11 protein-coding genes are annotated in these 13,196 nt (G+C 35.7%); 5 read left to right on the top strand and 6 right to left on the bottom strand.

The window, feature by feature from the left end; genetic code table 11:
- Positions 1-77: 77 nt before the first annotated feature.
- Positions 78-1,919 carry a cystathionine beta-synthase gene (locus P8M54_RS03915; RefSeq protein ID WP_300285442.1) on the bottom strand — a complete coding sequence of 614 codons (1,842 nt, stop codon included), beginning with the start codon at positions 1,917-1,919 and terminating at the stop codon, positions 78-80.
- 403 nt (positions 1,920-2,322) lie between these two features.
- Between P8M54_RS03915 and P8M54_RS03910 the strand changes: the two genes are divergently transcribed.
- A complete protein-coding gene (locus P8M54_RS03910; protein WP_300285441.1) occupies positions 2,323-3,852 on the top strand; it encodes a CHRD domain-containing protein in 1,530 nt (509 codons plus the stop codon).
- A gap of 93 nt (positions 3,853-3,945) precedes the next feature.
- On the opposite strand, the gene P8M54_RS03905 is transcribed toward P8M54_RS03910, so the two are convergent.
- The 5 genes from P8M54_RS03905 to P8M54_RS03885 all read right to left on the bottom strand — a co-directional run bounded on the left by P8M54_RS03905 (position 3,946) and on the right by P8M54_RS03885 (position 7,717).
- Positions 3,946-4,452: a hypothetical protein gene (locus tag P8M54_RS03905; RefSeq protein ID WP_300285439.1), complete on the bottom strand. Its 507-nt coding sequence runs from the start codon at positions 4,450-4,452 to the stop codon at positions 3,946-3,948.
- A 176-nt stretch (positions 4,453-4,628) separates the two neighbouring features.
- Positions 4,629-5,081 (bottom strand): Hsp20/alpha crystallin family protein, encoded by a 453-nt coding sequence (locus P8M54_RS03900; protein ID WP_300285437.1) that lies wholly within the window; start codon positions 5,079-5,081, stop codon positions 4,629-4,631.
- Between the two features lie 318 nt (positions 5,082-5,399).
- Entirely contained in the window at positions 5,400-5,882 is a 483-nt protein-coding gene (locus P8M54_RS03895) for a DUF1801 domain-containing protein (RefSeq protein ID WP_300285434.1), read from the bottom strand.
- Complete coding sequence (locus tag P8M54_RS03890; protein ID WP_300285433.1) at positions 5,882-6,421, bottom strand: SRPBCC family protein; 540 nt, start codon at positions 6,419-6,421, stop codon at positions 5,882-5,884. The genes P8M54_RS03895 and P8M54_RS03890 overlap by 1 nt, the downstream gene beginning before the upstream one ends.
- A gap of 129 nt (positions 6,422-6,550) precedes the next feature.
- Positions 6,551-7,717 carry an ATP-grasp domain-containing protein gene (locus tag P8M54_RS03885; protein WP_300285431.1) on the bottom strand — a complete coding sequence of 389 codons (1,167 nt, stop codon included), beginning with the start codon at positions 7,715-7,717 and terminating at the stop codon, positions 6,551-6,553.
- 738 nt (positions 7,718-8,455) lie between these two features.
- On the opposite strand from P8M54_RS03885, the gene P8M54_RS03880 reads away from it, so the two are divergent.
- The 4 genes from P8M54_RS03880 to P8M54_RS03865 all read left to right on the top strand — a co-directional run.
- Entirely contained in the window at positions 8,456-9,781 is a 1,326-nt protein-coding gene (locus P8M54_RS03880; protein WP_300285429.1) for a trigger factor, read from the top strand.
- Positions 9,782-10,177: 396 nt separating this feature from the next.
- The gene (gene clpP / locus P8M54_RS03875; RefSeq protein ID WP_300285427.1) at positions 10,178-10,852 is read left to right on the top strand and encodes an ATP-dependent Clp endopeptidase proteolytic subunit ClpP; all 675 of its coding nucleotides are present in this window, start codon (positions 10,178-10,180) and stop codon (positions 10,850-10,852) included.
- Positions 10,853-10,939: 87 nt separating this feature from the next.
- Positions 10,940-12,172 carry an ATP-dependent Clp protease ATP-binding subunit ClpX gene (gene clpX / locus P8M54_RS03870; protein ID WP_300285425.1) on the top strand — a complete coding sequence of 411 codons (1,233 nt, stop codon included), beginning with the start codon at positions 10,940-10,942 and terminating at the stop codon, positions 12,170-12,172.
- Positions 12,173-12,332: 160 nt separating this feature from the next.
- The coding region (locus tag P8M54_RS03865; RefSeq protein WP_300285423.1) for an HAD-IB family phosphatase at positions 12,333-13,196 on the top strand (864 nt) is incomplete at its 3' end.

The raw sequence follows: 13,196 nt of genomic DNA, 5'->3' as shown, positions 1-13,196 counted from the left end.
TGTAGTTATTATGGTGTTATTGTATTTATGATGTTCAGAATAAAAAAGCAATAATTACAAGTTAATAAATACTTGCCTTAGATACTTTTAACAAATTCTAAAAACACTTGCTTGTGTAGATCCAAGTCCAAGTTGGGAGATAGGGAAGCACGTACAATATAATCTTTGTCGCCTTCCTTAGTCGTTCCTTGTGTTGAGGTTGCTGGAATTGTCCAATAACATCCTTTTAGTTGACCATAGCTTACGCAAAATTTACTCTCGTTAGGTATCTTCGTAATCATTAAGTTGATCAACTTTAGGTTTAGTTCTCGCTTATGCGCTTCTTTTTCTTCAGGAGTATTTCCTTTGGTTGGTAAGTCTAATGAAAAAACAGAAGGAGTAAAACCTTGGCTCGCTAGTACTTCGGATACAAAGTTGATTTTAGCAGCAGGCAATTCCTTAGTAATAAAATTTACAAAGTCACGTGTGTTTACATACGCGCCAGCAATTCTCTGATTCATGGATGGTAATTGCTCCGCTAAAATAGCATATTGCAAGTCGGTCGCTTCGTTGTCACAAAGGGCTAAGTGTAAAGCGATTTTATCCATTAAAGCCGTTGTTTTTTCATTTCCAACACAATAACCAGCGGTACATTTTCCGCCACTTGGGAATTTAGATCCGCTAGCAAAGGAAATCGTTCTTACGGTTGCAAGGATATCTTCTTCACCTAGAAAATGAACATTAGGACAAAAAGTTTGGTCTAGTATAAAAACAGGGTCAATAGCGCTACTTCCAGATGCTGTTTTACGTTCTTGGCTTAATGCATTTTTTAAATCGATAAGGTTAGGAACTTCTACTCTTGGGTTGGTTGGAATCTCAGCAATGATATAAGGAACGGCATCTTCAAGAGCGATTTGTGCCAGTACGGTATCAATACTTTGTACCATATCGTTATCGCCATCCACAAGAAGGTCTATAATTTCGACATTTGACAAGCATTCAGCAACACGTCGTGCCTGATCGTTTGTTCCACCATAACAATTAGGAGGTACAATAATTTTGATAGCTTTGTTAGGGTGATTGATAGCAGCATCATGAACTAATCCCATCATGATAGCGTACTGAATAGATAATCCGCTAGATGCTACAAGTGGCGTAATAGTCGTATTTGTTATGTTTTGGATAACTTTTAAAACGGCTTTTTTATCAGCTTGTACATTACTTTCGACTATTATAACCGCTTTTTGCGAAACAAGCGATTGTAAGGCAATTAGAGAGTCAGCTGGAGTCATAGCAACCGTTTCTCTGCGTCTAACGTGTTGAATTGCTGCAACATAATTTTCGTTTTCAGCTCCATTTACCACTAAAACACTTCCTAGTTCTCCGTGAAGACTAATATGGAAATCAACATAGGCTGGAATAACAATCTTGCCCACATTCTCCTCAGATGTGATTAAAATCGTACTAGCATCCGAAGACGGAATCATGCTACTATCCTTTATTTGCTGTAGGTCAAAGGAGTAACCGTAAATGTATTTAATAATTTCAGTATCAAAATGAGTTGGCAATGTCCCTATGTGATAGATTTTGGTTGCGTTGTTGTCTAAACTGTTTTTTCTTAAAACGGCTAGTATAGGAGTAGTTTTTGATGCAAAACTAATCACATTATCTGCTTTTAGGTTGTTTTGTTTAGCGATAGCCCACTCTAAAACGCAAGACAAAGGATGTCCCAGTCGAATGTAATCGTATGCAGTTGATAATTTATCTAAGGCTTCCGTAGTCGCATTATTTAGGTTGTACAACGCTTCGAATTGATCTAAGAACTGCGTTTTGGCTAACTTCTCTTCATAAATATCTAGGCGATGTGTTGTTGTACTCAACCAGCCAGCTGGCATATTGCTTAAAACGTCTTGTATATAGGGTAATAAATTGTTTGTCATGATAGCATTTTTAAATCGGGTGCAATTTACGATAATTAGGTTTAGATACAGAACGACTCGACTAATTGTTCTTTCGTTGCTCGCGCTTTTTGTTGATAAACGGGTGTTAATTAATGATCTTGTCCGATCACTAAATTTAGTGTTCAAGTAACAGTAGAGCTATAATTGGAGTGAATCGGGTCTTTTTTATATAGTATTCAGATATAAATAGCTTAGTTTATTTTTGAATTTGTTAAACGAATTTCGGCACGGCATTTTTAGATAATAAGTGCTTTTTAGGGTCTTTTTTTTTGTAAATAATTGATAATCTGTAAATTAATTTCAATATTTAAGCTGTTTTATTTTGGAATTCCACATTTAAAGCCGTAAGTTTGTTTAATATAACCCCATAAAAGTTAAACAAATGAATAATTTAAAAAGAATTTTATTACCTATGTCACTAGCATTATTGCTAGGTTTTAGTAGTTGTACTAAAGATGACGTGCCTGCCGCTACAGTTGTTAATTCAAAAGTATTTGTATTAGGTACTGTTGGTACAGCTGGTATTTCAGGTACTGCAACCGTAGTAGAAAAAAGCGATGCAACATTAAGCATAGAGTTAAGCTTAAAAAACACGACTGCAGGAAGTAGTCATCCCGCTCACATCCATTTCAATACTGCTGCAGAGGGTGGCGATATTGCCTTGACTCTAAAAGCTGTCGATGGTGCAACTGGAAAAAGTACTACAACTTTTAAAGCATTAGATAATGGTACTGCAATAACCTATCAGCAACTGTTAAATTTTGATGGTTATATTAACGTACACTTGAGTGCTACTAATTTGAGTACTCTTGTTGCGCAAGGGGATATTGGACAAAATGAGCTTACTGCAACATCCAAGGTTTATGCATTGGGTAGTGTTGCTGTGCCTAACATATCTGGAACAGCCACCTTTTTTAAGAGGGTAAATGGTGAAGCATTATCAATTGTGAAATTGAACAATACTACGGCAGGAGCCATGCATCCTGGACACATACATGCAAATACTGCGGCTCAAGGTGGTGGAATTGTTTTTACATTCAACCCAGTGAATGGTGATACAGGAGTTAGTACAACTAATATTTCGAAGTTAGATAGTGGAACTACTTTCGGATACGATCAGCTAGTGGCTTACAACGGATATATTAACTTTCATTTAAGCGCGACAAACCTAGCAACGCTTGTTGCTCAGGGAGATATAGGTCAAAATGAATTAACAGGAAGAAAAACTAGCTACGCATTAGCAGGTAAAGATGTGGCTGGAGTTAGTGGAACAGTTGAATTAGCCGAGCGTGTTAACCAATCGACTCTTGTAACTATCAAACTTGTAGGAACAACAGCAGGAGGAATTCATCCGGCACACATGCATGAAAATAATGTGGCTACCTCAGGAAACATTATCGCAGGATTGACTGCAGTAAGTGGAGATACTGGAATAAGCAAAACGCAAATAGCCACTCTAGTAGGAGGAGCTTCTGTAACTTATTCTCAATTGCTGACGAAAGCTGCTTACGTTAATGTTCATTTAAGTGATGCTGTTATGGGAACTATTTTAGCTCAAGGTAACATTGGAGCAAGTTTCAGTTCAGTTGAGACGAAAACATATACAGTAACTAATAGTGGGTCAGCTTCTTATATTTTTAATGGAGAAGGATTTACTAACTCTAATAACCCTAATCTTACTTTTAAAAGAGGAGGAACCTACACGTTTAACGTAAACACACCAGGCCACCCTTTCTTAATTAATACTGTGCAAGGAACAGGATCAGCAAATAAATACAATACGGGTGTTACAAATAATGGTGCTATCACAGGGTCAATTACCTTTACAGTTCCAATGAGCGCGCCTAATACACTGTATTACAATTGTGAATTTCACAGCCCGATGACAGGTGTAATTACTATTACCAATTAAGTTTTTTTATTATTTTTAAGTAGTGAAGAGGGGAAATACATTTGTATTTCCCCTCTTTTTTATACTCTTATTTTTTTTTGAGATTCAAAGCGATTACTTGGTAATATAATACTCCACTTTTACTAGTTTCACAGACTTCGTAAAGCCAACATTTACATTGATAGCAAATTCTTTATCATAAGTAACAATACAGCTGCTGTTGGCCTCTAGTTGTTCGCACGAAGTAGAACGGTATCCTCCAGCCACTACAATTCCATCCGCATCAGTGGTAAGGATTGGAAAACCTTTTACTTGCTGGTTACTCAAGTTGTTTAACTTAATTTGGTATTGGAGTCTTGCTGTATTTCGTCCCGTATCAGGTGTAAAAACAAATTGTACCACTTCGTAACTAAACTCTTTTAGTCTTACTTGCTCTTCTAGCGGCGGAATAACATAATCACAAGGAACCGTAAGTTGGTAAGAAGGGATATAAGAACTTCCTGAGGGAGTTAAAATTGTTCTTTCCTCGATTACTATTTCTTTATTGCAGTCGCTAGAGTTGCAACCGATAAATAATAAGGAAATTAAAACTCCTAAGCACATTTTAGTAACTGTCTTCATTTTGTTTTTTGTAGGTTTTTTGTGTTCAAATATAGAGTAAAATTACACTATTAAGGCAAGGATTTGTAAAATGTAGTTCAGATGTTAGAAAGAGCAAAGTCAAAACAGTACTAAAGAAAACAAAAAGAGTTGCCTTTTTTAATTAAGGCAACTCTTTAATTACTGCAACTCTTTAATTATAAGATTTCAATTAGCCTTGGGGGCTTTTGTTTTGCTTCCTCTTTTTTAGGAATAAGGAGTTGTAATAATCCGTTTTCGTATTTTGCTTCAATTTTGTCAATATCCATGACTTCTTTCTGCAAAGTGAATGTTCTTTGAAAAGACTGATAGCTAAACTCTTTACGAGAATAGCGACTACTTTCATTTTCCTCATTTACGGTACTTTTTTCAGAACTGATTATCAATGAATTCCCATTAAGTTCAACCTTAAAGTCTTTTTTATCCATTCCTGGTGCTGCCACTTCAACTTCATAGTTTTCCGCAGTTTCTTTTATGTTAACGGCAGGAACGGAAGTATTGGTCTCTGAAAAATTTTCATTTCCCCAATTGTGTAAATCACGATTGAATAAATCGTCAAAAAATACCGGCATTTGGTTTAGCAAATTTCTGTTTCTTTTTACGAGTGTCATAATAAAAAAATTAAAGATTAATAATGATTTCGATAACTGTAGAAACAAAAAACAAGTTTTATGCCATTGGGGTTTTAACTTATTTAAAATGAAAATTTGTCAGAAATAGATAGAAAAAATGTCAGTTTGATTAGTGAATTTAAATGATTTTACATCTAAAATTGCGGTAGATTATTCATTTTTCAAAGCACAACAACTAATTTCAACTATTTGATATTTAGTCTATTTTTTGGAGGTTGTGCGTTAATAAGTAATCTGTTTTAAGGTCGTTGGTGGTCACTCTATTGATTTAAATCTCCCTTGTTTTTAAAGGCTTCATCAAGGGGTGTTTTTCTTTTTTAGTTCCGTTTTTTTAAAATGCAGCTCATAGGATTCAATCCAGTCAGTAACAGTTATTTTTTTTGAGAGTTCGGCTATAAGTTCGTACGGAATATCATCCATTTTTTTGAATCGAATACAGCTTTTACCCATATCTAATTTTGTTTTGCAGTGATTAGGATATTCCTTTGTAAACCATTCTAATAATTCAGGATTGGCATAAATACCGGCATGATATATAGCAATAAAATTCTTTTGTGATGCGATATTGATGAAGGGTAAAGGCAGTTTTGGGTCGCAATGATATCCACTTGGATAAATGGAATGAGGGACAACAAAACCGATCATTCCATAGCTAATTGTTTCTTGAAACCCTTTTGGGATATTATTTCTTACTGCTAACAACAATTTGTAAATAGGCTGTTTGCGTTGTTCAGGAAGTTTTTCGATATAGGCGGGGATGTTGTCAGCTATTACATTCATTACTTTTCCAGTTCAGTTTTTAATTTTGTTAAACCTGCATTTAAATCATCTCCAATCATTTTTTCCATATCCATAAATAGAAGCATCAAATTCATAGGATAGGCCATATGCCCGCTAAAGCCCCATGTAACTTTAGTTTGATTTTCTCCAACACTTTCGGTAGTCATGAAAGCAGGTTCAGTGGCTTCAAAAGGCTTAATGAAACGCAATTCAAAATCAATGCGCTCTCCTTCGGTAATTTTTTTGATTTCTTGTTCTCCCCAACCCACTTCGGCAGTATCGCTTTCCCAATGAGAAACAAAACCAACTGTGCCGTCTGTTCCTTTATAAGATTTCTTCATATTTGGGTCAATAGTAAACCATTTACTATAATTATCTTGGTTTTTTAATAATTTTAGATAATTAAAAACTTCTTGTTTGTCTTTATTAATCAGCACTTCTTTTTGTACTTCGTAATCTTTTTTTACAAAAAGCGCTACAACCAATGGCAAGGCTATTATGATTACCAATCCAATTAAAACTTTCTTTATGATTTTCATTTTTTTAATGTTTTATTAAATTAATAATTTACTTATTATTGTTTTACAAAGCTGTAACATAAAACTGGAATTAGAGTTGAGAATGTTTTTGTAATTAGTTTATCTCTTGCTACTCCCTTACTATACTCATTATTTTGAAACTATATATTTTCTTAGATCAGAGGTAAGGATATCCATTAATTCTTTTTTATTAGATGCTGTACTTTCAACAAAGGCAAACCCGAATACAGGATAATTGTTGATGTCTAATTCTCTAATCAATACCGGTTTTTCAAAATCATTTGCTAGGTCAGAATACTTAAATTCTAAAATATCCGAAGGCAGTATACCGGAATTATTATCCAAGATTACCACACTAAATATTTTGTTTTCTTTTCCTTTAAATATAGTTTCCCAATCTGGCTTTTTGTTTTCATAAAAGCATTGGTATTCGTTAAAACCTACCGTTACTCCCAAAAGATCTGCGGTCGTGCAAAATCCCCCAAAACGTAAAGGGTTGATTTCAATAGGAATGATTTTGCCGTGCTGATCTATTCGTACTTCTGCATGAGCAGGAAAGTTTTTTAAATGTAAGGCTTTCCCAATTTTAGTTAAAAAAATCTCAAGCTCAATCTTATACTTTTCAATTATTTGTTTTGATGTAGAATAAACCCGATCACTTGTATCAGTGCCAGATGAAAAAAGGTGATGTAATACGTTTAACAGAATAGCATTCCCATCACGATCATAATAGTAATCGATAGCATATTCCTCTCCTTGAATAAATTCCTCGATAATAAAAGTACTCGTGTTTAATACATTTTCGGGAAAAATACTTTTAAGTTTTTCTGGTTGTAACTCACTCTTCGCTTTTAACCAATCTTTTTCATTTTCTACGATATAGACACCTATACTAAAGAAACCCACAGCAGGCTTGATGACAAAAGGGAAACGGATTTCATCAGCACCTAATTGTTGGATTTCGTCAATACGTATTTGTTTGAAATAAAAGTCTGGAAATAAGTCTTTACTAATTTCTCTAAACTGTACTTTGTCTTTTAAAATCCTCAACTGACTGGATAATTCACTCTCGCCATGGTTTAAATCAATCCAGGCCAATGCGTTTTCTGAATTGCTATAAATAGAAATTTCTGGATTCTCCCTTAATATTGCGATGGCTTCCTCTTCACTAACCCAATTCAAAGTATCATCCTGGATCAATTCTCGAGCTACTTTTGTTGCGATTATTTTATAATTATTACTTCTGATGGTGTCAATAAGAAAATCAGAAACAAATGGTTTGTCGATTAAAAACATATTTGGTTAATTCTAGTTTGTGATTTATACTGTAACAAGCTATATGTTAGTTCATTATAAAAACGGGTAGCCTGCTATTTTATGTTTACCGAAGATATAAAATTTAACGATAAATCTAGTGAATTCTTGATCTTGGTAAGCGTTAACTCGATCTCGACTCCGCTCGATTTGACAACTAGTCGAAGCGTTATTATAGTGGTTTGTGGCTTATTCAATGTTCATTGCGAGGAACGAAGCAATCCTACTCACGAGAGCAAACAAAGGCAGCGTAGGATTTCCAATTGTCGTACAACAGCTTGAAATTAAGTGTTACAATATATGTGTTTTGAGTTTGCTTCGTCCCGCGCAAAGACTTTCGTTTGTGCTCATTGCGAAGAACGTGCGCCATCCTACTTACGAGAGTTCATGAAATTGATTTGTATGATCAAATTACAAATCCGAACTTTTAATTAAAAATCAGGCCAAATAATTCATCATTTCTACTCCAAGTCTCGCGTGAAGGATGGCAGTGAAAATCCTTTTATGTAGCGCAGCAAATAAAAGATTGTAACGAACAGCCTGACGCACTGCAGCGAAGCGGAGGTGAGGCACGCCCAAAAACAACCACACTAACTCCCGTTTATTTGGTTAAAAATCAGTTGAAAACGCCGCTCAAGGTTCGCTGCTAAAAAGCTTGGTTGGCTTCGAAAAATTTTATAATTTTGCCATCCGAAATTATAATGTAAATTAAAGAAGAAGATGGATATTAAAAGAGTAGCAATAGACGCTGTAAACGAGACGATTGTAATGACAGTGGTTCACATGGATTACAAAGGTCAAGTAGCAAAAAGAATAAACGAAAAAATGCCATTGGCAACTGTAAAAGGATTCAGAAAAGGACAAGTTCCTAAGGATCTTGTTGCAAAACAATACGGTCGTGGGATTAAAGAAGAAGAGGTTAAAAAAGTAGTTGATTTGGCTTTAGAGCGTTTCATTCAGTCTGAAAGATTGAATCTTCTTGGAACTCCGCTTCCTAAAGTAAACGAAAATTTTGACTGGGATGCTGAGGAGTTGACTTTTGAGTACGAAATTGGTTTAGTTCCTGACTTTACATTAGACTTAGAGGCTAAAAACGATATCGTAAAATATGTTGTTACTGCTGATGATAAATTAATCGACGGTCAAGTAGCACGTATCCAAAAACAATTTGGTACTGCAATTCCACAAGACGTGGTTGCTGCTGACTCTGACGTTACTGGAACTTTCGCTAACGAAGAAAAAGGAATTAACAACGCAACTACTATCGCTGCTGATCTTTTTAAAGACAAAGCGACTTTTGATTTATTCATCGGTAAAAAAGTAGGTGATGTAGTTACTGTAAATACTAAAGGTTTATTCGAAGACGACCACCAATTAATGGACGTTATGAAAGTAGCCCACGATGATGTTCACGGTTTAGAAGTAGATGTTACTTTTACAATCGAAGCAATCAACACGGCTCAACCTGCTGAATTGAACCAAGAATTGTTTGATAAATTGTTTGGTGCAGGAAATGTAGCTACACTTGACGAATTGAAAGCAAAAATTAAAGAGGATGCTGCGTCTCAATTTGCTGCTCAAGCAGACCAAAAATTATTAGCTGATGTTACTGATTTCTTGATCGAAAGCACCAAATTTGATTTGCCAGCTGAGTTCTTGAAAAAATGGTTGCAAACTGTTGGAGAGAAAAAATTATCTCCTGAGGAGGCTGAAGTTGAATATGCTCGTTCTGAAAAAGGATTGCGTTTTCAATTGATCGAAGGTAGAGCTATGGCTCAGTCTGACATCAAAATCACTTTTGAAGACTTAAAAACATTCACAACTAAAAACATCCGTCAGCAAATGGCACAATTCGGACAAACAAATCCTACGGACGAAGAAGTTCAAGGAATTGTAGCTCGTGTATTGTCTAACCAAGACGAAGTAAAAAGACTTTCAGACCAAGTAGTTGCTGAGAAATTATTGGAATTGTTTAAAGAAAAAGCAAACCCAACAACTAAAGAAGTTACTTACGACGAATTTATCGCTGCGTCTTACGGAGAATAAATTTAGTCTTTCAATTGATAAATTCGAAAGTCAAAAGTCCCACAACGGCCTTAGATTAGTAAAATTTTATGATTTGATTACCAAGAGTAAACAATAAAAAATGGTTATATTTGAGCGTCAGAAATTTATTTTTGACGCTCTTTTATTTTTTTAATTCAGGAGCTAATCCAGCCATACGCTGCAAGTTTTCTCCTCTTGTTCTCTTTTTTCTAAGCAAGAAAAGGAGCTTCCGCTGGTCGCTCTTTTCATGCAAGAAAAAATGAGACAAGATTTCAAAAAGCTTTTCGCTGCTGTCTGGGCTAGAAATAAGACATAATGACACGATTTGTAAAGGGGAACGACCTTTGCAATACCGATACAACAATTTAGAGATAAAGTAATTTAGAACACATACACATGAACTACGGAAAAGAATTTAAAAAGTTTGCGACAAAGCACCAAGGAGTAAATGCCATGTATTACGATAAAATCGTTGCGGCAATGAATCCTACTAATATGACTCCTTATATTATTGAAGAACGTCAGTTGAATATTTCTCAACTAGATGTTTTTTCTAGACTAATGATGGATAGAATTATTTTTCTAGGAACAGGAATCGATGACCAAATTGCAAACATCGTTCAAGCACAATTATTATTCCTAGAAAGCGCAGATGCTTCTAAGGATATCCAAATTTACTTGAACTCTCCAGGAGGAAGCGTTTATGCAGGTCTTGGAATTTATGACACGATGCAATACATCAAGCCTGATGTGGCTACAATATGTACGGGAATGGCTGCTTCTATGGGAGCGGTATTGTTGTGTGCAGGAGCTGAAGGAAAACGTTCGGCATTGCCACACTCAAGAGTAATGATTCACCAACCATCAGGAGGAGCACAAGGTGTTGCTACTGATATGGAAATCAACTTAAGAGAAATGTTGAAATTGAAAGATGAATTGTACAACATCATTTCACACCACTCAGGACAAGCGTTTGATAAAGTGCACAAAGACAGTGAGCGCGATTACTGGATGAAAGCGGATGAAGCTAAAGAGTACGGAATGATTGATGAGGTTTTAAGAAGAGGATAAAAATACAGTCGAAAGTCGAAGGTCGAAAGTCAAAAGCAATGCTGTGAACTTTCGACCTTATGACTTTATGACTTTAGACTATATAGAATGGCTAAAGAAAAATTAGAATGTTCGTTTTGTGGTAGAAAAAAGCCAGAAACGAATTTATTAATAGCAGGAATCGATGCGCACATTTGTGATAAATGTATCGAGCAAGCACACGGAATCGTTTTAGAAGAACTAAAATCATCAGGTGGTGCTAATCTTGTAGGTGATTTGATTTTGCAAAAGCCAAAAGAAATTAGAGCTTTTCTAGATCAATACGTTATTGGTCAAGATCAAACTAAAAAAGTAATGTCGGTTGCTGTTTACAATCACTACAAACGTTTAATGCAACAGCAGCAAGACGATGAGGTAGAGATTGAAAAAAGTAACATCATCATGGTGGGTCAAACCGGAACCGGAAAAACATTAGTAGCTAAAACCATTGCTAAAATGTTAGATGTTCCCTTGGCGATCGTTGATGCTACGGTATTAACAGAGGCTGGTTACGTAGGTGAAGATGTGGAAAGTATTTTAACTCGTTTGCTTCAAGCCGCTGATTATGATGTAGCCAAAGCGGAACGCGGAATCGTATTTATCGACGAAATTGATAAAATTGCTCGTAAGAGCGACAATCCATCGATTACACGTGACGTATCAGGTGAAGGGGTGCAACAAGCATTGCTAAAACTACTAGAAGGAACAGTAGTAAACGTACCACCAAAAGGAGGTCGTAAGCATCCAGACCAAAAATTTGTTGAAGTAAATACCCAAAACATTTTGTTTATCGCTGGTGGTGCTTTTGACGGAATCGAAAGAATCATTTCGAAACGTTTGAACCGCCAAGCTGTTGGATATTCGACTTCTAAAACAGCGGACAATATCGATAAAGACAACTTGTTACAGTATATTATTCCTAAAGACATCAAGGATTTTGGATTGATTCCAGAGATTATTGGTCGTTTGCCAGTATTGACACATATGGATCCGTTAGATAGAGAAACATTGCGTTCGATCTTGACTACTCCAAAGAATGCTTTGATTAAGCAATACCAAAAATTATTCTTAATGGACGAAGTCGAATTTACCATTACAGATGAGGCTTTGGATTTTATTGTTGATAAAGCATTAGAATACAAGTTAGGAGCACGTGGATTGCGTTCGTTATGCGAGGCAATTTTAACGGATGCCATGTACGAATTACCTAGTTCAGATGATAAAACTTTAGTGATTGACGCAGAATATGCACAAGAAACTTTAAATAAAAATCTATTGAAAAGATTGGAAATAGCATCGTAACCATTGCATTTTTCTCAAAAATAACAACCTGTTCATTGATTTGGACAGGTTTTTTTATGGGTAAATTACAGTATTTGTTATTGTTTGATAAAAGTAGGTGGTTCCTTTTTTTATCCCCCTTAGATTACCGATTTTTGTTGAACAATCAATTCATTAGGTCATGGCAATAGAAGACAAAGAGATTATTTTATTAAAAGTTTCTGGACAAGACAAGCCCGGTGTTACAGCGGGACTAACTGCAGTTTTAGCCAATTACAATGCTATTGTTTTAGACATAGGTCAGGCTGATATTCATGAAACACTTTCTTTAGGGATTTTGTTCCAAATAGAAGCGGGTTCTACTGCTGCTCCTGTTCTTAAAGATCTATTGTTTAAAGGTTATGAACTAGGAATTAAAGTAAAGTTTGTTCCTATTTCTATTGATGATTACGAAGGTTGGGTACAAACACAGTCTAAACAACGCTACATTATTAATATTCTAGGCGAAAAATTAGCTGCAAAGCAATTAGCTGCCGTAACGAAAATAATGTCAGACCAGCATTTAAATATTGATTCAATCAAAAGGCTTACGAGTCGTGCATCCATAATAATTGAGGAGGATAATCCTCGTTCTTGCGTGCAATTATCGGTTTCAGGAATTATAGAGGACAAAGCGAATATGACCGCTAGCTTCATGGAAATATCAAGAACGCTAGATGTTGATATTTCGTTCCAAGAGGACAATATCTACCGCCGAAACCGCCGCTTGGTTTGCTTTGATATGGATTCTACTTTAATCCAAACTGAGGTAATTGACGAATTGGCGGATTTAGCAGGAGTGGGGGAACCGGTTCGTGCCATTACCGAGGCGGCAATGAATGGTGAACTTGATTTTAATGAAAGTTTCAAACAGCGCATGGCCTTACTAGAAGGTTTGAGCGAAGAGGTACTTCAGAATGTGGCAATAAACTTGCCTATAACTAAGGGAGCACATCGCTTGATGCGTGCCTTAAAATACTACGGCTATAAAACAGCAATTCTATCG

It is taken from the genome of Flavobacterium sp. (assembly GCF_029242675.1).
In the GTDB taxonomy this organism is placed as follows: domain Bacteria; phylum Bacteroidota; class Bacteroidia; order Flavobacteriales; family Flavobacteriaceae; genus Flavobacterium.
The sequence above is the reverse complement of the archived record's forward strand: the minus strand, read 5'-3'. Positions and strand labels throughout refer to the sequence as shown.